Genomic DNA, 23,705 nt, shown 5'->3' with positions numbered 1-23,705 from the left:
TTATCCGGATGAATCCATTCACCGCCAGCCTGGCGCTGGCCATCGTTCAGTTTTGCAGTGGCGTGATCATGACGGGCCTGTTCATCAGCACGCCCTCGGAGCGCTTCACCCGCCTGTGGGCGCTCTCCGGGGTGCTGGCGGCGCTGGGTATCTGCGCCACCGTGGTGGTCTATGCCAGCCTGAGCGGTACCCCGCGCGCGCTGGGCCTGCTGCTGGGCAATACCCTGGTGTTTTCCTCCGGGATCGTGGCCTGGGCCGGCCTGCGCAGCTTCTACCAACGCCGTTTACGCTGGTGGCCGGGCCTGCTCATCGTGGTCTACTCCGCCGCCTTTGCGGTGCTGCTGGCCTCCGACGCCACGTTCACCCAGCGCGCCTTCCTGGCCGTCTGCGGCCTGCAGGTGGTGTTCTGCCTGGTGCTGTGGGAATTCCTCCAGGGACTCTCCGGCGCCCTGGCCGAGCGTTATCCACGCTGGACCTTCGGTCGCTGCGTCGGTATCGGCGCCTTGCTCATCCTCAGCGCCAGCTATGTCAGCCGCTTCGTCATTTCGCTGCGCCATCCGGAAGTGTTCGAACCACCTGAGATGAGCAACCTGGGGGTAGCCCTGATCTATCTGATTCCCATCAGTGGCACCCTGTTGCTGTCGGTGGCGCTGATGATGATCTATTTCGAACGCCTACTGGCCGACAAGCAGCGCCTGGCTACCGTGGACGAGCTGACCGGCACCCTGAACCGGCGCGAGCTGGTGCGCTGTGGCGAACTGGTGCTGGAGCAGGCGGTGCAGGCCAGACAGGTGCTGACCCTGGCCTTCATCGACGTCGACCATTTCAAACAGATCAACGATACCCATGGCCACCAGGTGGGTGACCGCGTGCTGGCCGACATCGGCACGCTGCTGCGGCAATGCTGCCGCCAGACCGGCCTGCTGGGGCGCTACGGCGGCGAGGAGTTCTGCGCGGTCTTCCCCGGGCTGGCCGAGGTGGCGGCGCGACAGATCGCCCAGCACCTGCTGGAGACGGTGCGCCAGCATGACTTCGGCCATGGCCAGCCGGTCACCATTAGCGTCGGCCTGGCGCTGCTCATGCCGGGCCAGCTGCTGGGCTGGGATGCACTGGTGCACCAGGCTGACCTGGCCCTGTACCGGGCCAAGAGCGAAGGGCGCAATGCCTTCCGCCTGGCGCTGGCAGCCTGAGGCCTGAGTGCCGAAGACTGTCCATCACCCTCGACAAGCCCTTCAGAAGAAATCGCGGCTGCGCGGCTGTAGTTCCCCGAGCAGGTGGGTCCAGTCTTCCAGCCGTCCGGCCACCAGATGGCGCACCTCTCCCTGGCATTGCCAGCTGCCGTACACCCCCAGCAGGCGCGCATTGAGCACTTCGCTGCGCTGTCGTTCCAGCACGGCCGGCCAGATGATGACATTGGCCGAGCCGGTCTCGTCTTCCAGCGTCATGAAGATCACACCCTTGGCCGTGCCCGGCCGCTGGCGCACCGTGACGATGCCGCAGCAGCAGGCGAACTGGCGGTTCTGCAGCATGTTCAGATCAGCCACGCTCATGAAGCGGCGGCGCTGCAGGGTCGGTCGCAGCAGGGCCAGCGGGTGGCGGCGCAGGGTCAGGTTCATGGCACGGTAGTCGTCGATGATCTGTTCCCCTTCGCCGGGTGTCTCCAGTTGCACCGCATCGTCGCCGCGTGGCGCGCTGCGCAGCAGGTCACGGTCGGGCACCGCGCCCACCGCATGCCACAGGGCCTGGCGCCGATGGCCGGCCAGTTCGCGCAGGGCATCGCCGGCCGCCAGTGCCTGCAGGGCATGCCGATCCAGGGCGGCGCGCCGGGCCAGGTCGTCGACATCGGTAAAGGGGTGCTCGGCGCGCGCCTGCTCGATGCGCTGCGCCGCCTCGGCCGGCATGCCGCGCAGCAGGCTCATGCCCAGCCGCACGGCCGGGCGCACCGGTCCGGATGTGGCCGGTTCCCCGGGCGCTTCCAGGGTGGACTCCCAGGCGCTGCGTACGACATTGGCCGGCAACACCCGCACCCCATGCCGGCGCGCATCCTGGATCAGCTGCGAGGGCGAATAGAAGCCCATGGGCTGGCTATTGAGCAGACCGCACAGGAAAGCCTCCGGCTCGTGGCACTTGAGCCAACTGCTGAAGTAGGTCAGCAGGGCAAAGCTGGCGGCATGGCTTTCCGGAAAGCCGTATTCGCCGAAACCCTCGATCTGGTTGAAGATGCTTTCGGCGAATTCACGTGAATAGCCATTGTCGGTCATGCCCAGCACCAGCCGCTCGTGGTGCGGCCCCATGCCGCCCTTGCGCTTCCAGGCCGCCATGGAGCGGCGCAGGTCGTCGGCCTCGCTGGGCGAGTAGCCGGCGGCCTCAATGGCCACGTCCATCACCTGTTCCTGGAAGATGGGGATGCCCAGGGTGCGCTCCAGCACCTGCCTGATCTTGCCGCTCTTGCTGGTGTTGTCGGGATAGTCGAAGCCCTCGCCATTGCGCAGCATTTCGCGCCGCCGCAGGTAGGGGTGGACCATGCCGCCCTGGATCGGACCGGGCCGCACGATGGCCACCTGCACCACCAGGTCGTACTGGGTGCGTGGTTGCATGCGCGGCAGCATGCTCATCTGGGCCCGGCTCTCGATCTGGAACACGCCGATGGTATCGGCCTTGCAGATCATGTCGAAGGTGGCCGGATCTTCACGCGGGATATCGTACATCTGCATCACCTGCGGCAAGCCGCGCCGCAGGCTCACCAGTTCCAGCGTACGACGCAGGGCGGTGAGCATGCCCAGCGCCAGCACATCGACCTTGAGCAGCCGGAGCGACTCCAGGTCGTCCTTGTCCCATTCGATGACGGAACGGTCTGCCATGGCGGCGTTCTGGATCGGTACCAGACGCGACAATTGTCCGCGCGCGATCACGAAGCCCCCGGTGTGCTGCGACAGGTGCCGTGGGAAACGCAGCAGCTTGCCGGTGATGCTGGCCCACAACCCGATCTGCGGCAGTTCCGGGTCCAGCCCGGCTTCGGCGAAGCGCGCCAGCAGTTCTTCACGGCTGTCGAACCAGTGCTGCGACTTGGCCACCGTATCGACGATGGCCGGGTCCACGCCCAGCGCCTTGCCCACCTCGCGCAGCGCGCCACGTGGGCGATAGCTGTGGACGGCGGCGGCCAGGGCGGCGCGACGGCGGCCGTACTTGCGGTAGATGTGCTGGATCACTTCTTCACGGCGCTGGTGTTCGAAGTCGACGTCGATGTCGGGCGGCTCGTCACGCTTTTCGCTGATGAAGCGGGCGAACAGCAGGCGGGTGGAGGTGGGATCGACCTCGGTCACCCCCAGGCAATAGCAGACCGCCGAATTGGCCGCCGAACCCCGGCCCTGGCACAGGATGCCGCGTGAACGGGCGAATTGCACCAGGTCGTAGACGGTCAGGAAATAGGCTTCATAGTGCTTGCCGGCGATGAGCGCCAGTTCGGTTTCGATCTGTTGCCGCACTTCGCCGGGCAGTCCCTGTGGATAGCGTCTGGCGGCCCCGGCCAGGGTTTCCTGGCGCAGATAGTCGGCCGGGCTCATGCCCAGCGGCACCAGCTCGTCCGGATATTCATAGCGCAGCTCGGCCAGGCTGAAGCGGCATTCGGCAGCGATGGCCAGGGTCTGGTCCAGGGTCTGCCGCGTGTGCACCAGCGACAGCCGCATTCTGGGCCGCAGATGTTGTTCGGCGTTGGGTGCCAGCGCATGGCCGCATTCCTGTACCGGCTGGCTCAGGCGGATGGCAGTCACCACATCCTGCAGGTACTTGCGTGAGCGCTGGTGCATCTGCACGTCGCCCACCGCCACCAGCGGCAGGCCATGGCGCCGCGCAGCCTGCTCCAGCGCTGCGCGGTGCAGCTCGTCCAGGGGGCGATACAGGCGCGTCAGGCCAACCCAGGAGCGTCCCGGGGCCAGGCCGGCGAACCAGCGCAGTTGTGCGTCCAGGGTGTCTTCGTCGACCGCGTAATCCGGCACCAGGATCAATTGGCAATCGGGCAGGGCGCGCAGGTGCGACAAGGCCGGCGGCGGCTGGCTCAGGTCTTCCGGGGCCAGCAGATACTGGCCCTTTTCGGCGCGGGTGCGGGCCAGGGTGACCAGTTCGGAGAGATTGCCGTAGCCCTCCCGGTTCCTGGCCAGCGCAACCAGGGTCAGACGGGCCAGGGGGGGATCCGGGTCATCCCGGAGCTGGGTAAGCTGAGTGAAGCGGAAGCAGCTGCCGATGATCAGCTTGAAATCCAGGCTCTGGTTCTTGCTGACCTGCTCCTGCCAGGCCGCATGGGCGCGCACCACCCCGGCCAGGGTGCATTCGTCGGTGATGGCCAGGGCGCGATAACCCAGGGCGATGGCGCGCTCCACCAGTTCCTGGGCATGCGAGGCGCCTTGCAGGAAACTGAAGTTGGTGCGGCAATACAGTTCGGCATAGTCGGGCAGGCCGCTGTCATTGCCAGTACCAGTACCGATGCCAGGGAGAGGGGCTTGCATGCTGTACTCCTAGCCGAACAGCCCGTGCAGGAACCACCGAGGCGCCTCATCGCTGGCCTCGCCACCGCGCCACTGGCGGAAAATCCAGTAATAGGCATGGCGCGCATCGCGCGCGGTGAAGTAGTCGCGGGTCAGCGGGCGACCTTCCCACCAGCCGGCCTCGATGCGTTCCGGCGGCGAGGTGAATTCCAGCGGCGTGCGGTAGAACGGCTTGTGCTGCTGCATGCGCAGGGGCAAGGGCTCTTCCAGCAACCATAGCGGGCGCGGCGGCAGGCGCGCCGGATCGGTCGCCAGCGGTGCCGGCAATGTGGTCGCAGGCTGCATGACGCTGCACCAGCGATTGGCGATCTCGGGCCGATGATCGGCCCGGGGCGCGGCCTGGCGCACCTTGTCCGCGCCCAGCCGGGCCACCAGCAGTTCCAGCAGGCGTTGGTGATCTTCCGGGCTGCCGCCGGGTTCGGGGAAGAGCAGTTCGCTGGCGGCCTGCATGGCTTCCAGCTCCTCGGCCGCCAGTCCCAGGGCGATGGCCGGCGCCGGCAGACTGGAGCGGGCCAGCTTTTCCTTGACCAGGGTATGCAGGTGATCCTCCTGCCAGGCCGGCACCGACAGGGCGATCCGCAATTCGGTCGGCGCCACGGCCTGGCGGCCGCGTTCGTGCTCCAGCCACAGATGCAATTGCTTGATGCTCAACTGGCGCGCCGCCAGCCAGCCGGCCAGCTGTACCAGCAGCCCCTGGGCATAGGCAGCCAGGATGTCGGTGTGCTCGATCCGATCGGGCAGCTCCACGCGCGCCTTGAAGACCGGTGGTGCCACCACCCATTCATGCAGCTCCGGCAGGTCGCCATAGGCACGGTCCAGCATGTCCAGCAGCGCCCGGCCGCAGCGCCGTTGCAGACCGGGGCGCGGCAGCCGCCGCAACTGCCCCAGCTGGCGGCAGCCCAGGCCGTGCAGCCACTCGAGGTGGGCCTGGGCGGCACTGAGCAAGACCACCGGCAAGCGGTCCAGGCGTCGCTGCAGGGAACCGCTGCGCAGGGTACGCACATTGCCGTAGCGCGCCAGCATCCAGGCCCCGGTCGCGGTGACGGCAGAGGACAAGGTGGCTGACAGCCCGAGCCTGGCGATGGTCACGCCAATCTTGCGGCACAGCGCCCGCATGCCGCCGAACAGGCGCAGGCTGGCGCTCACGTCCAGCAGCACACAGGCTTGCGGGGCCAGCGTGACCTGTGGCGTGTATTGCAGCAGGGCCAGTGCGGTCTGTTCCAGCAGGCCTTGTTCGCGCAGCGGATCGCGTTCCTGCAGCAGCGCCTGCGGCGCCAGCAACTGTACGCCGCCGCGCCGCATGCCTTCCTGCACGCCCAGCGCGCGGGCAGGCGCCGACAGCGCGGTGACGCGCTCGCGCTCGAAGACCACCGCCGGGGCCTCATCCAGCCAGTTCGGACGGAATGCTTCCAGCGGCAGCAGTGGCAGGTGTACGGCGATCCACAGTGGGGACATGGCGTTGCAGGTTCGGTGAAGGCGTCAGGGGAAGAAACAGGCTTTGTTCGCGCAGCGGCCCGCGCCGCTTGAGAAAACCGATCTCCAGCCCGTCCCGCGCAGCCTGCAGCGTCAGCCGCAAGGGCGCGGGCGAGGGCTCGCGCGCGCAGGACCAGGGACGCAGCATGAAAAACAGGGTTTGCCCGGCCTGCGCCGCCACATGCAGCCGGCGCAGCAGATCGTGCTCACCCGAGCGCAGCCTGGGTTGCCACATCAGCAGGGCCTGGCAACTATCGGCGCGCAGGACTTGTTCGGCGGCCCAGCAGGCGTCGACCGCGTTGTCGGCCTGCAGATGCAGCAGCCGGGCCGCCTGCACGCCCAGATGCACCCAGCCGGGAGCATTGACCTGGTGCGGTGCCTGCAGCAGGGCGATACGTTCGGCGCGGGTGACCCGGACGGCCCGCTGGGCAGTGGCCGGCGGCCGCATCAGCAGCGGGCGCAGCAGGCGCAGTTCGCCGATGCCATCCTGGGGCAGCAGCAATTCGATCAGCGCTCCGGCCGGCCAGCCGCGTCCCGGCAACTCGGCATCAAGCGCCTCGAAACCGCTGGACACCCCGCGCCCATCCCCCCGTGCCAGTTGGGACGCCAGCCAGAGCGAAGGATGGATGTTTTCCGGACGATGCGCCGGGGACGATGGAGGCAGCATGGTAGAGCAAGGCACACAGGCGAAGAGGATGATAACTGTATAAATATACAGTAATTGTTTTGGAGTGTGACGAAAACTGCCGATGGGAGAGCAAAAGGCGAAGTCTTTTGTTCGTGATTTTTCTTATGGAGGATGAGTCGGTTTTGATGCCAAAAAGGCAAGCTCATCTTCATGAATTCCTACATTTCCTACAGTCGGCGCTGACAAGGGCTGGGGAGCTCTTCCGATAGTGAGGTTCGGTGAGGCTTCCTAAACTGCAGACGTGGACAGATGTTTTGTGCCGCCGGTCAGCTCGCGCAGGGCAGTAGGGCAGGCCGGTGGCAGGTTCGTCCGCTCAACCTCGACCAACCAAGACAAGGAGTCACACATGGCAAATTCACAAAATCCGGGGACCAGCAATCGCGGCTTTGCCGCCATGGACAGGGAAAAGCAGCGTCAGATCGCCAGCATGGGCGGCAAGGCGGCCCATGCCAAGGGTGCCGCCCATGAGTTCAGCTCTGCAGAAGCGCGCGAAGCCGGACGCAAGGGCGGTCTGAACAGCCATGGTCGCAAGAATGCCGCTGCGGCTGCAGCCGCCGCAGCACAGAATGGTCAGAGCGGTAATACCGCCAGCACGTCGGCGCAGCCGCAGATGAGCCAGAGCACCCCGCAGGAGCACACTACAGGCGCCCAGCAGCCGCTGCAGTCGGATAGCACCCCGCAACAGCATGGCTGATGGCGGCATGGCGTTTCGGGCAATGCTTGTCGCATTGGTCGCTTTTCACCCATGTAGTTGAGAACTGCAGGGACCGGCGACCAGACAGGTCGATAACAAGAAAACGAAAGGCGCGCAGAGCGCCTTTTTTGCATCCTGGCGTTCCGAAATCTTTTAATCGGAATCGAGAATTCCTAATTTATTGGTCGAAATCCGGGTATTTATCGAGAATTCCTAATTTTCTAGGATTCTGGCGGCATATCGGCCGCATCGAACATTTCTCGGGTGACCTGCTCGATACGGTCCAGCACGGAGCGCGGCAGATGGCCATATTGCCTTCTGCGATGCAGCGAAAGCGTGCCGTTATTCGACTGGATCATGCGGATCAGCGCCGACAGGTCTTTCTGCGGCAGGTCGAACTCATCGTTGAGCTGCGCGAAGGCTGCGTCATAGCCTCTCAGGTAGGCCAGTTCCCTCGGAATTTCATCCTGTACCGCCTGTTTGATCATCTCGTGCAGGAAGGCCACTTCCCGGTCCGCCCGCAGGAAGCGATAGGCACGGCTGCCTGGGCTGCGGATCACAATCGGACCCTGGTCACCTCGACGATAGTCCCAGAGCATCGTGACCGGCCGGGAAAATGCCGTCAGTAGCGCACCGTAGATCGGGATGTTCTTGCTGATGACTGCCGATACAGGAACCAGCGTTCCCGGTTCCAGTAGGTGAGACCGCGCCAGCACATGCTGGATCAGGAAACGGTGCAGACGCCCGTTACCATCCAGGAAGGGATGCAGGTAGACGAAGCCGAAGGCCGCGCAGGCCGCTTGCACCAGCAGGTCGGGGCAACGACGGGTATCGTTGATGAAGCTTTCCCAACCGCGCATGACGTGCTCCAGATCGTCTGCAGGGGCAGGGAAAAAACTGACCCGTCCGCTGCTGTCTTCGAGCCAGTTCTGTTGATGGCGATAGGACGCTTCCTGGCTGTAGACATCCCTGACGATGACGTTCTGCAGCCCGACCAGCCAGGCTTCGTTCACTTCCCCGGCTTCTCCTGCCCGCTGCAGCAGTTGGACAAACCGTTCCTGCTTGTCGAAGCTGGGCGTTTCCGATTCGATGGCATAGCTGGAGCAGGTTTCCGAGAGATACAGGTAGGCCACGGCGCGGCGGTGCAGCTCCGGGTCGTGCAGGGCCGCCAGTGTATCCCGCGCCTGTGCCAGCAAGGCGTCCAGCGATGGCATTTGCGGGATGGCACGGCGACGCACCACCGGACAGAAGGCCGGGTTGCCCAAAGCATTGTCCCGGACCCGGAATTTGCTTGATCGCACCGGGTCGGGAGCGGTGTAGTACTCATCCGTCGGGAACAGGTCGACATAGCCGCCATTGTTCATGGGCGCGACCTCCAGCGTGCGGCCGGTCAGCCACTCCCACAGGAAACAGGCCCGCCGGATGTGTTCGCCCATGGGCTTGATGGCCAGTTGTTCGACCAATGCGGTGGGTGGGATATGCTCGAAGGCCGCATCGATCACCTCCAGATTGACGCCCTCATGTTTGAGCGCAAATTCCAGGTGTCCGATCAAGCTCGGCTCTATCGCCACCGAAGAGGGAAAAAGAATGCGCGTCTCGGTATCCATGCGTCGATTCACCGAGGAGTCGGCGTAGGCGACCTTCTCCAGCGGCGTGACGTTCAGATGCAGTGCATCGATCAGATGTTGATAGCCCAGTGGCGTCATGGCATCGAGATTTCTTAATCTTTATCGAGAAATCTTAATTTATCACGCCAAATCATGGTTCTTATCGAAATTCTTTAATTTTCCAGCTTTGCCAGGGCGCTTATACGCCTTCAGGAACGTGCCAGGTCATCCATCATCGGCACCAGCGCCAGCAAGAACAATCCCGCCGCCAGCGGCATGGTCGCCAGAAAGCCCACGGCCTTGAACCCGAGCGCGCCCACCACGCCCCCCACGAAGAACATCAGCAACAGGGAAGAGAGCAGCATGAACTTGCGACGCGCACCGGGGACCGGGTCATCCTGATGCATTTCGCCGGGCTGGTGCGGGGCCAGGGTCCAGTAGCACATCTTGCCGATCTCGATACCGATGTCGGTCACCAGGCCGGTCACATGGGTGGTACGGATTTCGGAGCGGGAAATCTTGCTGATCATGGCATTCTGCAAGCCCATCACGAAACACAGCAGCGCCACCGTTACCGGCACGAACAGCAGGCGGTGGTTCTCCAGATTGCTGCCCAGGATACCGAAGCACAGCAGCAGCATGGCCTCCAGCATCAGGGGCATGGCGTATTCGCTGTGCAGGCCTCGACGCCTGGCCCAGTTGATCATCACCGCCGAGCAAGCCGCTCCCAGCAGGAAGGACAGCAGGGCGCTGGCGCCGGAGACCAGCAGTAAGGTCTCGCCCAGGACCAGGTTGTCGGCCAGGGAGGAGACGATGCCCGACATATGCGAGGTGTACTGCCCGACCGCCAGGAAACCGCCGGCATTGACGGCGCCGGCAATGAAGGCCAGCGAGCGGCCCAGGTGGCGGTTGGACAGGTCGGTGCGCGCCGGACTGGTGAGACGGCGCAGGTAATCGATGGGCATGACGGTTCCAGGGTGAAGGCAGACGCCGTTGGCAGACAGACTCCGAGAAATACCGGCCGAACTGCGTTGGCACTGCGCAGGCGAACTCATCTTCGCCCCTTCCTACGCAGATCCTCGGCGGCTTCTTGCTGTCTTTTCCTTCAGCGTTTTCTATCCTGACAAGAATACTTCTTCTTGGCCCGACGCGGTGGCCGATACGCCGATGACTGACATGCATCAGCCTGCCGTCCACCGAATCTTCCCTTTCCAGGAGCCCAGCATGAGCATCCCCATCGATATCCCCGGCGGCGAGCAGTTGCAAGAGTTGCGTACTCCCGTGTTGCAGCCCGGCGTGCAACAGGCCCAGGGAGGCGGATTCCACGGGGTCGTCCTGATTGGCGCCAATGGCCAGGACCCGGCCTCCACCCATGTGTGCGAAGTCCTGCGAAGCAGCAGCGATGCCGCCTATGCTGATGCGCTGGACTACATCATCCGGAACCGGGAGCAGACCCGGAATTTAAAGCGTGAAGCGGAAAACGGGTAGCGCTCGGCAAGGCATCCGGAGGGCGACCCTCCAGCAGGCAAAAGCAAGAAAAAAAAGCAGGCAAAAAAATGGCCGCCTGGGGGAGGCGGCCTGAGGGGGAGGGATATAAGACGCCGAGGATCGGGGGAATCTTCGGAGAATTTCTGCTTATGAAAACGACCCGTGGGGATAAACCGATGGGGGATGGACAGTATTCATGGCAGGACGGAGGGGGACGTTCTTGCCGGAATTCGGGTCCTCGGTTTCGAGTTCGTTGGAATGCATAGTAACGATGCACCGCAAAAAAGAAGATCGGACAGTACCCGATTGATGCGTAGGAAAAAACCTACACGCGAAACTGTCGCTCAACCCCGACACCCGCGCCAGGCCTGGCGTCGGCCCAGATTCACTTCGCCCAGATCACTATCCCTGACTTCCGGTAATGCATAGGCGTCGGGAACAGGCCCTAAGCAAGACGTGCGCATGTCGCAATGCCGCAGCCCACCTTTGTCGGGTCGGTGCATCACTGCCCATCAGCGGACTCTTCCTACAAGGGCTTGCGAGGCTGGCCGACTGCGCCACGCGCACACCAGGCGCACCATCGCTGCATTGACCGCTTCCCGGGGCCGCACGGTCCCTGCCATGACCACCATGTCCGATCACATTACCGACCTCATCGGCTGGGGAGCCACCCTGATCCTGTTGCTCACCATCTCGTCGCAGGTGTATGAACAATGGCGCAGTCGTTCCACCCAGGGCGTGTCGCACTGGCTGTTTCTCGGGCAACTGGCGGCCTCGACCGGCTTCGTGACATACAGCCTGCTACAGGGGGATTGGGTGTTCGTGGTTTCCAATGTCTTCCTGCTGGGTACGGCGCTGCTCGGGCAAATCCTGTATCTGCGCAATCGTCGTCGCCAGCGCTCGCAGGAGCAGGCTTGAGCCTGCCGTTCGATGGTATTCATCGCGCTCATCGATTCCTACAGATTTCATTGGCGCTGTCTGATGCAAACCGCACGCCATCCTCACTACAGTAGTCGCATGTGCATGTCTCGACAGTGACAGAGGACGTGTACGGCCTCCGTCATCGACTCATCGACCAGTGCGCCAGATGCACTCAGTGCGCCAAGCGCACCCGTCGCCAGCCGCTCATCAACCATCACCACAAGGAGAATCGCCATGCAGCCCATCCCCTTTGCCTCCTCGGCTCTGCCCACCCGTCATCGCACGCGCCGCCTGCTGGGCGCTGGTGCATTGTTCATTGCCGGTGCCACGCTGGTCCTGAGCGCCTCGGCCGAATCGGTCACCAGCAAGGACAAGAGCTTCATGACCAACGCCGCCGAGGCGGGCAATGCGGAAATTGCGGCCAGCAAGGTCGCACTGGAAAAGAGCAGCAACCCGGCCATCAAGGACTTCGCGCAGAAGATGATCGACCAGCACGGCACAGTGGGTGATGAACTCAAGCAACTGGCCTCCAGCAAGGACGTCACCCTGCCCACCGAGCCCAGCATCGCCCAGCGCGCGAAGATCGCCATCCTGGAAAAGCTGTCGGGCAACACCTTCGACAAGCGCTACGCCAGCATGATCGGCGTGTCTGCCCATGAAGATGCGGTCAAGCTGTTCCAGAAGTCGTCTGCCTCGGCCGATGATCCGGATGTGAAGAATTTTGCCGCCAAGACCCTGCCCGGCCTCAAGGAGCATCTGAAGATGGGGCGCGACCTCAAGCGCAAGGTAGATGCCGCCAGGAAATAAGCCGTCAGCGCCTGGTCGGAAATGAAGGCGGTCCTGCGAAAAAGAGCTTTCGCTGCCGCCTTCATCGACTATGCTGATAGCAGCCTTGCCCCGCCCGTCATGACGTCCCATCCCGCAGCCGCGCCGAGGAGACTTGCCATGAAACACTTCGCCAGATCAGTTCAACAGCAGCAAGCAGGGCATTTCATGCCCCGCGTGACCAAGCTGGACAAGCACAAGTACGTTGCCTACCTCGACGCCCGCGTCGATCATCTCTGGCACATGGATTTGCACGACCTGAAAGGTCAGCCGGTGCGTATCTGCAAGAAGCGCAAGGAAGCCGAAAAGGCTGCCCTGGCATTATTGGCGCAAGCCATGCGCCAGCAGCACGCGACGACACCGCCTGTCGGTTGAGATGACGGGTTTTGACCCCCTGTGACCCCCTGTGACCGCTGGTGAATGCTTGTGACTGATGGCGTGCCGGCGGCACTGTCTGTCCGCCGGATGTTGTTCTTGCTGCCGTTTCCGATGCCGTCCACCACCGCGGGTGCGGACGGCATTTGCTTTGCGCCCGCGAAGCGGATTGCCTGCAGAAGCCCGGATGCCGCTCGCAAACGCTCACGCAAAAAGAGGGGACGAACCCCTCTTGTCCATCTCTTCCCGGTAAAGGAAAAACAGCGCTCACACCTGATCAGCCATCGCTTTGCGGCGACTGTCCATGGGCCACGGCAAAGGCCTCGTTCTCATGGCTGGGCGGAGCGGCCGGGGCGCTGCCTTTTTCCGATAGACGCGGCTTGCTGGTCTGGACCTCGCCGTCGGCTTCGGTCAGTGCAGGCTCGCCGCCGCCAGCATCGGCTTGTCTGCCTTGTTCGCGTCGTTGCTGCTCATCCAGCAGCTTCATGAATTCATTGTTGAAAGCCGGGATATCGGTGGGTTTGCGGGAGGAGACGAAGTTTTCGTCCCGTACCACTTCCTGGTCCAGCCATTGACTGCCGGCGTTCCTGAAATCGTCCTGCAGGCTGGGCCAGCTGGTGACGGTGCGACCCTTGGCGATGCCAGCCGAGATCAGCAACCAGCCACCGTGGCAGATGGAGGCGATGGGCTTTTCTGCATCGTTGGCGGCGCGGATGAAGTTGCGGGCTTCTGGCAGCAGGCGCATGGCGTCACCGTTGACCACCCCGCCGGGGAGCAGCACGGCGGAATAATCCTCGGGGCGGGCGCTGTCCAGGCTACCGTCCACAGAGACCGATTCTCCCTTGTCGACGTGCTTGAAGCCCTGCACGCTGCCGGTCTTGTCCGAAAGAATGTGAACGGTAGCACCAGCGGCTTCCAGCGCTTTTTTCGGTTCCAGCAGTTCGGCCTGCTCGAAGCCATCGGTCACCAGGACGGCGACCTTCAATTGTCGATAGCGATTGCTCATGAGGGATCTCCCTGAAGAAAAAAGGGTGGCCGGCATGCACCGGCCACCCTGGGTGGGGGCGGATTGTGGGTTAGTCCGGGGTATTCTGGCGAACCTTGTTGCGGTTCTGGTGATCGTTGCTGGCCTTGTCCATCTCGGGCGCCTTTTCGATGCGCGTGATATTGGAGGTGGCCACCGGGTCGCTGCCGGGGAAGCTCATTTCATTGGCTTCATCCAGCGCGACCTCCGAGGGAGTGTCGTACTGGTTGGGACGATGATCCTTGTTGTCGTGTTTGCTTGCGCTCATGATGACCTCCTTTAACTTTAAGTATCAGTCTCTGGTCCATGCAGACCTGATCGGATCGATGCATCGCGCCAACGATGCGACCGGTGAAATCAAGCTTACTGCGCCACCCATGGAGGCGGTATAAGCGGGCAGCGCAACCCCGCGTAAGAATCGAGGCAATGCAGCGGCAATGCAGAGGCAAAGCGACTGCCAGGCTGTGCGCGGGTCTCGCTCACGGCCAGGGCGCGGGCGTCACATCCTCGAACTGCGCCTGCTGTGGTCCGCCGGCGGGCGGTGCGCCGTCCTGGTGCCCGGGATGCAACCTGCTGCCGGTGAGCAGTTCCAGTTCTCGCTCGGAGGCGACGAAAGCGGCATCATCCAGCGGCTGCTCGCTCACCGGCCAGTGCGTGATGGCCCATTGCTTGTAATCGGCGAAGCGCCGCTTCAATTCGCGGGCATAGTCCTCGCGTTGCTGCTCAATGCTCATCTGGCTTTCCATGTTCAGCCTCCTTTCATGGCGATCAGGCTCTCGCGCACCTTGGCCAGGCCAAAGCGCCATATCTGTTCCATCTTGATGTGCGGCATGACCGGCAATTCGGATGGTTCGATGAAGACATCCAGCACCGCCGGTCCGGGCGCGGCCAGCAGCTGCTGCACGTTCTCCTGCAGCTCGTCGGGGGTGCGCACGGTGAAGCCCTGGCCGCCGCAGGCGCGGGCAAAGGCAGCGAAATCGGCATTGGGGAATTCCGAACCTTCGAAGGCGGGCATGCCGGCTTCTTCCATCTCCAGATGGACCAGCCCCCATTCGCGGTTGTTGAAGACCACCACCTTCAGGGGCAGCTTGTGCTCCACGCTGGTCATGAACTCCCCCAGCAACATGGTGAAGCCGCCGTCGCCCACCGCCACCACGACCTGACGCTGCCGATCCAGGACCTGGATGCCATTGGCCTGGCCCAGCGAGGTACCCACGGCGGCGTTGTTGAAGGACGCCAGGATGCGTTGTTGTCCGCGCTGGCGAATCCAGTTGCCGCACCACAGCGTCACCACGCCGGTATCGACCACGAAGGTCGCATCGTCATCGGCCAGGTCGCTCAGGGTGCGGGCCAGGCTCTGGGGCTTGATCTTCTTGTGCTGACGCTTGATTTCGGCGGCGCTGTCGAGCTTGGCGTTCCAGCGTTCGCGCTCGCCATTGACCTTCTGCAGGAAACTGCCGTCGGTCTTGCCCTCGACCTTTTCCAGCAGCGCCCGCACGCTGGGACCGACCGAGCCGGTGATCCCCAGCGTGACCGGGGCCCGGCGTCCGAGGACGAAGCCGCGTTCATCGATCTGGATCACCTTGGACTGGGTGGGCAGGAATTCCGAGTAGGGATAGTCCGACCCCAGCATCAGCATCAGTTCGGCCGCCTGCAGCGCATCGGTGCCGGGCGCGCCGCCGATCAGGCCGACCCCGCCGATCCAGTGCGGGTGGTCGTAGGCCATCAGGTCCTTGCCACGGAAGGTGTGCATCACCGGTGCCTGCAATTTGCTGGCCAGGGCCAGCACCTGGTCGATGGCACCCCGGCAGCCATTGCCGGCAAAGATGGCGACCGAGCCGGCGGCGTTGATCAGTTCAGCGGCGGCCTGGATGTCAGCCGGCGGCGGCGCCAGCTCGGCGCGCTCGCGCAGGGTGTGCAGGCTGGGGACGGTATTGGAGGTACGGGCACCGATGATGTCGGCCGGCAGGTTAAGGTGGGCTACGCCGCGTTGGGCGTAGGCCTGGGCAATGGCCTGGTGGAAGACGGCAGGCGCCTGGTCGGCACTGGTGACGGTCTGGCTGTAGGCCGCGACGTCGCGAAAGAGCAGGTCGGGTGAATTTTCCTGCAGATAATCGGTACCACGGCGTGCAGCCGGCACGCCGCCGGAGATGGCCAGGACCGGGGCATGGTCCTTGCGGGCTTCATACAGGCCGGCCACCAGGTGATTGGCACCGGGGCCGGTGGTGCCGCAGCAGACCGCCAGACGGCCGGTCAGCTTGGCCTGGCCGGCGGCGGCCAGGGCCGCACCTTCTTCGTGGCGCACGCCTATCCATTCGATGCGCTTGTCGCGACGGATGGCGTCGGTGAGGGGATTCAGGGCGTCACCGACGACGCCGAAGATCTGGCGCACCCCGATCTGGTACAGGGTGTCGATGAGGATTTCTGCAACGGTGGCGGACATGTCGGCTCCATGGACGAGGAAGATTGGTCCAAGAGTAAGACGCCGGAGGGCGCGCCTGTATCGGTCTGTGCGGTAAATCGGTGTAGGAGAAGTGCGCGCCTGCGACACATTCCTACGCCGGCTTCATCAACCGGCCGACTGTGGAAGCGGGGCCGGGCTCGCATAATCGGCGCATCAGCAAGACTGTGGAGGAAGCGATGCGACGCGCACTTTGGAAAGGGGCGATCAGCTTCGGGCTGATCAATATCCCGGTCGAACTCTATACCGCCGAGAAGCACGATGAGCTGGACTTCACGCTGCTGGACAAGCGCGACCTGTCACCAGTGGGCTACAAGCGCTACAACAAGAGATCCGGCCGTGAAGTACCGTGGGAAAACATCATCAAGGGCTATGAATACGAGGACGGCAAGTTTGTCCTCATGTCCGACGAAGACCTGCGCCGCGCCAATGTGGAGGCGACCCAGAGCATCGATATCCAGAGCTTCGTGGAGCGCGAGCAGGTTCCCATCCTGTATTACGAGCAACCTTACTTCCTGGCCCCGGCCAAGGGGGGCGACAAGGCCTATGCGCTATTGCGCGAGACCCTGCTGGCCAGCGACAAGATGGCCATTGCCCAGATCGTCATCCGTACCCGCCAGCACCTGGCAGCGCTCATTCCGCAGGGGGACATGCTGCAACTGATCACCTTGCGCTACCCCAGCGAATTGCGCGCACCGGACGATCTGCCGGTGCCGTCGCGCAAGTCGAAGAAGGCGGCGGTGACTCGGCAGGAGGTGGAGATGGCACGCGCCCTGGTGGATCACATGTCCGCAGAGTGGGCGCCGGAACAGTTCCATGACAGCTATCGCGATGACGTGCTGGCCCTGATCAGGAAGAAGATCAAGAGCCGGCAGACGCATGAGGTTGCCGAACCCGATGAAGCCGCAGCGCCCACCAGCAGCGGGGCCAAGGTGGTGGACCTGATGGCGCTGCTCAAGAGCAGTCTGGATGGGCGCGGCAAGGCGTCGACCAAGGCGCGCAAGGAGAGTCGCGACGATGTGGATGAGGAAAAGCCGAAACAGGGCGCCAAGGTCCACAAGCTGGCCGACCGTAAACCGGCCACCAAGCGCGGCAGTACCCATGGCAGCACCAGCAACGCCAAGCCTGGGCCCCATACCAAGGTGAGGGCTAGCGCCAAGAGCACGAGCAAAAGCAAAAGCAGCAGCACCTCGCGTCGCAGCACCGGCGAGCGCACCAGCTCGCGGAGGGCGCAGGCATGAGCGCATCGTCCCTGGAACGCTATCATGCCAAGCGCGACTTTACGCTCACCCCGGAGCCCTCCGGCAGAGGCCATCGGTCAGCCCGGACGGCCGAGGACGGGCTGCATTTCTTCATCCAGCGCCACCATGCACGGCGCCTGCACTACGACTTCCGCCTGGAACTGGATGGCGTACTCAAGAGCTGGGCCGTTCCCAAAGGCCCGAGCCTGGACCCGCATGACAAGCGGCTGGCCGTGCGGGTGGAAGACCATCCGCTGGACTATGGCAGCTTCGAAGGCGACATCCCGGAACACCAGTACGGCGCGGGCCACGTGGTGCTGTGGGACCGCGGCCAGTGGCGGCCGCAGGGTGACGTGCAGGCCGGCCTGAAGAAGGGCCATCTCAGTTTCGAACTCCAGGGCGACAAGCTGCAGGGACGCTGGGCGCTGGTCCGCATGGGCAAGCCGGCGGCTGATGGCAAGGAAAACTGGCTGCTCATCAAGGACGACGATGAGGCCGCCCGCAGCGGCAAGGCGGCCGCGATCACCGAGTTGCGACCGGAAAGTGTGAAGGATCGCGGTGACGAGGCTGGTGTCGCGGATCAAGGACAAGAAGGCAAGCCAGCGGCCCGGTCGAAGAAAGCCACCAAGCCCTCCAGGCACAAGCAGTCCAGCGCAGCGCCAGAGACAGAGAGCGGCCTGCCACACCCGGCCAAGCTGCCGGACGCCATGGACGCGCAACTGGCGACGCTGGTTGATCAGGCGCCGCAGGGTGATGAATGGCTCAGCGAACTGAAGTTCGATGGCTATCGCGGCCTGTGTCGCATCGACGCCGGCCGGGCCGCCATCTACACCCGCGAAGGCCTGGACTGGAGCCATCGCTGGCCGATCCTGGTCAAGGCCCTGGAACGACTGCCGGTGGACGATGCCTGGATCGACGGCGAGGTCGTGGCGCTGGACGAGCACGGGCAAATCAGCTTCGAGGCCCTGCAGACCCTGGTGCGCGGCGACCGGCAGCAGGCCGATGGCATCCGGCGGGCGCTGTATGCCTTCGATCTGCTGTTCCTGAATGGTCACGATCTGCGGGAGGTTCCGCTGCGCCAGCGCAAGGAATTGCTGCGCACCCTGATTCCTGGTGCGGATGAGGACGGACTGCTGCTCTACAGCGAGCACATCGCCGGTCATACCGATGCGGTGTTCCGGCATGCCTGCCAGCACGGCATGGAGGGCATCGTGGTCAAGCGCGCCGATGCGCCCTACACCGGGCGCCGCGACCGCAACTGGCTCAAGCTCAAGTGCGAGCGTCGCCAGGAATTCGTGATCGCCGGTTATACCGAGCCGGCCGGCCAGCGCAGCGGATTCGGTGCCATTCTGGTGGGCGTATATGACGATAAGGGACAGTTGCAGTATGCGGGGCGGGTCGGCACCGGTTTCGATGATCGCCTACTGGCGAAGCTGTTGAAGCGGTTCCGCAAGCTGGAGCAGGACCAGCCGGCCTTCGTCAATCCACCGACGGGGCAGCAACGACGTGGGGTGCACTGGCTGGCGCCCGAACTGGTGGCCGAGGTCAAGTTCGCGCAGTGGACCCGCTCGGGGATTCTGCGACACGGCAGTTTCCTGGCGCTGCGGGAGGACAAGCAGGCCCGTGACATCGTGCGCGAGACGGAGCAAGCCCTGGCGCACGCGGCCGATGTTGGCGATGAGGGCGATGAGGCAGGCAGCAGCAAAGGGGTGAGCAAGGCCGACCTGTCCCGACCGGTAATAGTCGCGGGGGTGAAACTCACGCATCCGGGCAAGATTCTCTTCCCCGACACCGGCCTGACCAAGCTGGAGCTGGCGCGCTACTACCAGAGCGTGGCCGGGTTCATCCTGCCCGAACTGAAACAACGGCCCTTGTCGCTGGTGCGCTGTCCGGACGGGCAGGGCGGTCAATGCTTCTTCCAGAAGCACATCGGTCAGGGCATGCCCGAGGCCATCGACGCCATCGAGGTCCCAGAAGGCGAGGGCAGCGCCCGGTACATGATGGTCAACGATGTTGCCGGCCTGGTGGCGACGGTGCAGATGGGCGTGCTCGAACTGCATGCCTGGGGCGCCACTGGTCGTGCGCTGGACAAACCGGACCGGGTGGTGTTCGACCTCGATCCCGCGCCGGATGTGCCCTGGGCTGTGGTAGTGGAGGGGGCGCAGCTGATGCGCGGCCTGCTGCAGGAGATAGGTTTGGCGTGTTACCTGAAGACTTCCGGTGGCAAGGGCCTGCATGTGATGGTGCCGATCCGTCCTGATCATCGCTGGGACGTGGTCAAGGACTGGGCGCACCGGGTGGCCGCTCATCTGGCCCGGGTGCTGCCGGACCGTTTCATTGCCCGCATGAGCAAGGCGGCGCGTCAGGGCAGGATTTTCATCGATTACCTGCGCAATGCCCCGGGAGCGACCACCGTGGTCGCCTATTCGGTCCGTGCCCGCGAAGGGGCAGCGGTGTCGGTGCCGATCACCTGGGAAGAGCTGGACCAGGGCATCACGGCCGATCATTTCAAGGTCGCCACCATGCCGCAGCGGCTCAAGGACCTCCAGGACCACGATCCCTGGGCCGGATTCGGCAAGGCCAGGCAGCGGTTGACCAAGGCGATGCTGGACGCCTTCGAGAGCGTCTGAACCGGGTTCGTGCGGTGGCGGCGCTGTGGCCTCCAGGCTCGGCAGGGCGGCAATGTCCTACACGATCTTCATCTTCCTGCCGACTGTGGGCGCGGCGGGTCAACTTCATAATCCACTTTAACTTCAAGACCCGGTGCATCCGGGCCTTCTGCAAAACCCGTCGAGCACGTCCAGACGTGCCATGAATACCAAGAAGGAATTGGCCCACGCCATGAATACCCTCAGCCACCGCACTTCGCTGACCCAGCTTTTCACCCGTCCCCTGCAGGCCGCCATGCCTTCCCTGATGCCACACGCGAGCGCCGTGGCGCCGGGCGGTGCCGCGCCGCGCAAGCTGCCGGCGGCACTGGTGGAGCGCCTGCTGGCCCAGGAAGGACAGCGCGGCATGGGGGCGCCCGGTCAGCCGCTGGCCACCTTCAATGCGCCCCAGCCGGCGGCGCATCGGGCGGCGACCTTCAGCTATCCCTTGCATATCGAGCGTGCCAGCATCGAGGCCTTGCCCAATGCCTGCGGCGTCTACATTTTCCGTGGCGTGGACGATGCCCCGCTGTACGTGGGACGCAGCGTCAACCTGCGCAGCCGTGTGCTGGCGCATCTGCACAATCATGAAGAACAGTTCCTGATCGGCCAGACCCGCCGCATCGAGTGCCGCCGCACCGCCGGTGAGCTGGGTGCGGCACTGCTGGAGAATTGTCTGCTGCGCGACTTGCGCCCGGCCCACAACAAGAAGCAACGCAGCAAGCGCGGCTTGTTCACGTTGCGCCTGAGCGCGGATGGCCAGCCGCAGGTCACGCAGGTGGCCGAGCGTGAATTCAGCCGCGCCGAAAACCTGTTCGGCATCTTCACCAGCGAACGGGCGGCGCAAGAAGCGCTACACAAGCTGGTGCAGGGTCACGGCCTGTGCTCCATCGTCACCGGGCTGGAGCAGCCGGGCGGTTTTGGCATGGCCTGTTTCGGTCGCCAGATCCGTCGCTGCCGCGGTGCTTGCACCGGTGAGGAATCCCACGAGCAGCACCAGCAACGCCTGATGCAGGCGCTGGAGGACCTGCGCATCCTGCCCTGGCCGTATGCCGGCCCGATGGGCATCGTCGAACAGGGTGAGGGCTGGCAGCAGGTGCATGTGATTGATCACTGGCGCTACCTGGGCTCGCTGGATCGCGACCACCGCCAGCTGCCGGCCCGTCCGGCGGCCAGTCTCAAGGCTTTTGACCTGGACAGCTACAAGCTGGTGATCCAGCCCTATCTGCTGGGCCAGCTGGACCTGCGCCCGCTGCCAGGACTGCCGCTGTCGGCCGCCTGAGGTGGCGGGTCTGGCGCTCCTTGGTCCTCCTCGATATTCCTCGGCAATGCCGGGCGGTCGCCCTCAGTCCCATTCTGCTGGAAGCCTTCTCCCGTTTTCCTTGCGCGGTCCTGTCGTTCTTTGCTGGCGTCGCGCTTCCCCGTTTTCCCCGTTTTCCCATTCCCTTGACTGCTCATTCCTTCGACCCCATGCGACGACGACTCCCACGCTATGCGGCCACCCTGGTGCTGGCCGCACCTGTCTCCCTCTCGCTGGCCCAGGCGGCCGAGCTTACCGGCCTGTGCCGCAACGATCTGACGCTGGACAAGGATCAACTGGCCGCCAGCCTGATCCGCACCTATCCGGTCAGCACGGCCTATCTGTCGGTGGGCAAGGAGCCTGCGCCGCTGTCCTCGCCGCGGGCGCTGGTGGCCTGGCTGCTGCAAAAGCGCGCTGCTGAAAAAGCCAATGGACAGACCTGCCAGGGCGATAGCTGCAACGTCGATCACATGGCCGAAGAAGTACAGCGACTGCTGGACGGCAAGGATGACCAGATCAAGCCGAACGGCCGCAGTGAGGTGGCGGCCTTTTTCCGCGACAACAGCCGGGCGGGGCTGAGCTGCACTACGGCCCAGGCCGCGCCCGCCATGGCCTATGCCGGTTCCGCCCTGGCCATGGGGGTGGCGCCGGCCGCCGCCGGCAGTGCGGCCACGCCGGCAGCATCGGCCGCCCCCGCCGCTGCCCAGCAGGCCGGCTGGATGGATCACGTGCGCGTGCGCGGCAATCCCGACCAGCTTTCCATCGATCACCGCGACAAGGCCGGCTTCGCCTCAGTGGATCGCGCTCGCGTGGCGCTGGCCAATGACGACGTGGCGCAGTCCCGTACCAATGACGTGGTGGTCTACACCGGTTACTCGCTGGACAAGCGCGCCATGGGCGAGCCGGGCAGTACCTATGAAGCGGTGCCCTATGTCGGTTTCAAGCAGAACCGCGTCACCAACTATGATTCCGGCAATCGCGACGTCACCACCACGCGTACCACCCAGATCGGGATGCTGTCGGCCTTCCACTTCGCCCATGCCGATACGGCCAATACCGAAGACCTGACGGCGCGTCCCGACTATCTGCTCAACAACACCGATGGCAGCCGCCTGTTGACGATCAACTTCACCCTCACGCCGGTGCGCCCGGGCCGGCTCAATGATTTCCTGCGCTGGGGCAATGGCCTGGCGTTCAAGCCCATCCTGGTGGGCCAGAGCCGTAACGGTATCTACATCAATCGTGGTGACCCGGATGTGTATGACCAGCATCGTGACTTCATCCGCCTGGGCGCGCAGGCCGGGTTCACGGTGTCGTCCACCAACCCGGCGCTGCCTTTCGATTTCACCACGACCTTTACCGGCCTGAAGGCACTGCAGGGCAATCGCAGCATCCATTACTGGAAGTCGGTGCTGACCTACAACTTCAACCAGAACGTCGGCCTGAGCCTGGATTACTCCAATGGCCTGCTGCCCGATAGCGGCGACGAGGAACGCAAATGGGGCCTGGCGGTGTCGTCGAAGTTCTGATGCCGATCCGGGTGTGCCATGCAAAAACGGCGGGGATTCCGCCGTTTTTTTTTTGAGTTTTTTGCTTCGCGGCCGTCAGTGGTAGGTGTTGGCCATCTTTTCCGGCAGCGGCACGTTGAGCCACTTCTGCACGATGCCGTTGAGCTCGCCGCTCTTCTTGGCCGCCGTCAGGATCTCGTTGACCTTGGCCAGCAGGGCTGGTTCGCCCTTGTTCAGTCCGACCGCGCAGGCCGACTCCTGGATGATGTACTTCAGCACGGGCTTGTTGTCGGCCACCCGTTCGGCCAGCGCATGGGCGACAAAGTCACCGGTGCCGACCAGCTGGATCTGCCCGGAGGTATAGGCGGAGATGAGGGCGTTGTTGTCCTCGTAACGCTTGATGTTGGCGCTGGTGGGTGCGCTCAGGGTCAGTTGCAGGTCCTGGAAGGTGCCACGCGCCACGCCGACGGTCTTGCCGGCCAGGTCGGCGGCGTTGCTGACCTTGAGGCTGGCCACGCCGAACACGCTGTTGTTGTAGGGCGCATAGGGCTGTGAAAAATCGATCACTTTTTCGCGATCCGAATTCTTGCCCAGCGTTGAAATGATCAGGTCGGTCTTGTGGGTCTGCAGGTAGGCAATGCGGTTGGCGCTGGCCACCGGCACCAGTTGCACCCTCACGCCCATCTTGTCGGCGATGAGTCGGGCGACGTCGATATCCAGGCCTTGCAGGTGCATGTCGCCGTCGATCGAGCCGAAGGGAGCAAAGTCCTGCGGTACCCCGATGCGCACCACGCCGGCCTTGTGGATGGCGGCCAGAACGTCGGCGCGTGCAGCGACGGAGGTAATGGCGGTCAGGCCGAACGTCAGAGCCAGCAGGCTAGTCTTGAATTTCATCTCCGGATTCTCCTTGT

General features: G+C 64.0%; 19 protein-coding genes and 1 pseudogene. 10 read left to right on the top strand and 10 right to left on the bottom strand.

The annotated features are described in order from the left end of the window. The first annotated feature begins 8 nt into the window (after window positions 1-8). Window positions 9-1,190, top strand: coding sequence for a diguanylate cyclase (locus tag I5R65_RS01910; protein WP_196872038.1), 1,182 nt, complete (start codon window positions 9-11; stop codon window positions 1,188-1,190). A gap of 42 nt (window positions 1,191-1,232) precedes the next feature. Here the strand turns inward: I5R65_RS01910 and I5R65_RS01905 are convergent, their stop codons facing one another. Genes I5R65_RS01905 through imuA form a run of 3 tightly spaced genes read right to left on the bottom strand, consistent with a single transcriptional unit; the run spans window position 1,233 to window position 6,681 of the window. After that, window positions 1,233-4,502 carry an error-prone DNA polymerase gene (locus tag I5R65_RS01905; protein WP_196872037.1) on the bottom strand — a complete coding sequence of 1,090 codons (3,270 nt, stop codon included), beginning with the start codon at window positions 4,500-4,502 and terminating at the stop codon, window positions 1,233-1,235. 9 nt (window positions 4,503-4,511) lie between these two features. Next, complete coding sequence (locus I5R65_RS01900; RefSeq protein WP_196872036.1) at window positions 4,512-5,996, bottom strand: DNA polymerase Y family protein; 1,485 nt, start codon at window positions 5,994-5,996, stop codon at window positions 4,512-4,514. Continuing rightward, complete coding sequence (gene imuA, locus I5R65_RS01895) at window positions 5,923-6,681, bottom strand: translesion DNA synthesis-associated protein ImuA (protein WP_196872035.1); 759 nt, start codon at window positions 6,679-6,681, stop codon at window positions 5,923-5,925. Before imuA ends, I5R65_RS01900 begins: the two co-directional genes overlap by 74 nt. Before the next feature lie 367 nt (window positions 6,682-7,048). Here imuA and I5R65_RS01890 point away from each other — a divergent pair, with 367 nt between their 5' ends. Continuing rightward, complete coding sequence (locus I5R65_RS01890; protein ID WP_196872034.1) at window positions 7,049-7,396, top strand: KGG domain-containing protein; 348 nt, start codon at window positions 7,049-7,051, stop codon at window positions 7,394-7,396. A gap of 221 nt (window positions 7,397-7,617) precedes the next feature. On the opposite strand, the gene I5R65_RS01885 is transcribed toward I5R65_RS01890, so the two are convergent. After that, on the bottom strand, window positions 7,618-9,102 hold the full coding sequence (locus I5R65_RS01885; protein WP_196872033.1) for a Fic family protein: 1,485 nt from the start codon (window positions 9,100-9,102) through the stop codon (window positions 7,618-7,620). Between the two features lie 110 nt (window positions 9,103-9,212). Further along, entirely contained in the window at window positions 9,213-9,968 is a 756-nt protein-coding gene (locus I5R65_RS01880; protein ID WP_196872032.1) for a YoaK family protein, read from the bottom strand. Window positions 9,969-10,227: 259 nt separating this feature from the next. Between I5R65_RS01880 and I5R65_RS01875 the strand changes: the two genes are divergently transcribed. The 4 genes from I5R65_RS01875 (at window position 10,228) to I5R65_RS01860 (ending at window position 12,612) form a co-directional block, all read left to right on the top strand. Continuing rightward, complete coding sequence (locus I5R65_RS01875; RefSeq protein ID WP_196872031.1) at window positions 10,228-10,491, top strand: hypothetical protein; 264 nt, start codon at window positions 10,228-10,230, stop codon at window positions 10,489-10,491. Window positions 10,492-11,112: 621 nt separating this feature from the next. After that, the gene (locus I5R65_RS01870) at window positions 11,113-11,409 is read left to right on the top strand and encodes a PQ-loop repeat-containing protein (RefSeq protein ID WP_196872030.1); all 297 of its coding nucleotides are present in this window, start codon (window positions 11,113-11,115) and stop codon (window positions 11,407-11,409) included. 237 nt (window positions 11,410-11,646) lie between these two features. Further along, window positions 11,647-12,219, top strand: a complete 573-nt coding sequence (locus I5R65_RS01865; RefSeq protein ID WP_196872029.1) for a DUF4142 domain-containing protein — start codon at window positions 11,647-11,649, stop codon at window positions 12,217-12,219. Between the two features lie 138 nt (window positions 12,220-12,357). Continuing rightward, window positions 12,358-12,612, top strand: coding sequence for a hypothetical protein (locus I5R65_RS01860; protein ID WP_196872028.1), 255 nt, complete (start codon window positions 12,358-12,360; stop codon window positions 12,610-12,612). 457 nt (window positions 12,613-13,069) lie between these two features. Here I5R65_RS01860 and I5R65_RS01855 read toward each other — a convergent pair. The 4 genes and pseudogenes from I5R65_RS01855 to I5R65_RS01840 all read right to left on the bottom strand — a co-directional run. Next, a pseudogene (locus tag I5R65_RS01855) lies at window positions 13,070-13,618 on the bottom strand (type 1 glutamine amidotransferase domain-containing protein); the annotation flags it as partial. Window positions 13,619-13,688: 70 nt separating this feature from the next. Then, window positions 13,689-13,904, bottom strand: a complete 216-nt coding sequence (locus I5R65_RS01850) for a hypothetical protein (RefSeq protein ID WP_196872026.1) — start codon at window positions 13,902-13,904, stop codon at window positions 13,689-13,691. A 211-nt stretch (window positions 13,905-14,115) separates the two neighbouring features. Then, on the bottom strand, window positions 14,116-14,382 hold the full coding sequence (locus tag I5R65_RS01845; protein ID WP_196872025.1) for a hypothetical protein: 267 nt from the start codon (window positions 14,380-14,382) through the stop codon (window positions 14,116-14,118). A 2-nt stretch (window positions 14,383-14,384) separates the two neighbouring features. Further along, complete coding sequence (locus I5R65_RS01840) at window positions 14,385-16,079, bottom strand: thiamine pyrophosphate-binding protein (protein ID WP_196872024.1); 1,695 nt, start codon at window positions 16,077-16,079, stop codon at window positions 14,385-14,387. Between the two features lie 197 nt (window positions 16,080-16,276). Here I5R65_RS01840 and I5R65_RS01835 point away from each other — a divergent pair, with 197 nt between their 5' ends. The 4 genes from I5R65_RS01835 to I5R65_RS01820 all read left to right on the top strand — a co-directional run bounded on the left by I5R65_RS01835 (window position 16,277) and on the right by I5R65_RS01820 (window position 22,815). Next, on the top strand, window positions 16,277-17,338 hold the full coding sequence (locus I5R65_RS01835; RefSeq protein ID WP_196872023.1) for a Ku protein: 1,062 nt from the start codon (window positions 16,277-16,279) through the stop codon (window positions 17,336-17,338). Then, window positions 17,335-19,968 carry a DNA ligase D gene (gene ligD / locus I5R65_RS01830; protein ID WP_196872022.1) on the top strand — a complete coding sequence of 878 codons (2,634 nt, stop codon included), beginning with the start codon at window positions 17,335-17,337 and terminating at the stop codon, window positions 19,966-19,968. The genes I5R65_RS01835 and ligD overlap by 4 nt, the downstream gene beginning before the upstream one ends. 181 nt (window positions 19,969-20,149) lie before the next feature. Then, window positions 20,150-21,268: a nucleotide excision repair endonuclease gene (locus I5R65_RS01825; protein ID WP_196872021.1), complete on the top strand. Its 1,119-nt coding sequence runs from the start codon at window positions 20,150-20,152 to the stop codon at window positions 21,266-21,268. Between the two features lie 188 nt (window positions 21,269-21,456). After that, the gene (locus I5R65_RS01820; RefSeq protein ID WP_196872020.1) at window positions 21,457-22,815 is read left to right on the top strand and encodes a hypothetical protein; all 1,359 of its coding nucleotides are present in this window, start codon (window positions 21,457-21,459) and stop codon (window positions 22,813-22,815) included. Window positions 22,816-22,890: 75 nt separating this feature from the next. On the opposite strand, the gene I5R65_RS01815 is transcribed toward I5R65_RS01820, so the two are convergent. Continuing rightward, window positions 22,891-23,688, bottom strand: coding sequence for a transporter substrate-binding domain-containing protein (locus I5R65_RS01815; RefSeq protein WP_196872019.1), 798 nt, complete (start codon window positions 23,686-23,688; stop codon window positions 22,891-22,893). Window positions 23,689-23,705: the final 17 nt, after the last annotated feature.

Origin of the sequence: Herbaspirillum sp. AP02 (assembly GCF_015767275.1) — a bacterium.
Lineage (GTDB): Bacteria > Pseudomonadota > Gammaproteobacteria > Burkholderiales > Burkholderiaceae_D > Herbaspirillum.
This window is presented reverse-complemented; position numbering and strand designations above follow the sequence as displayed.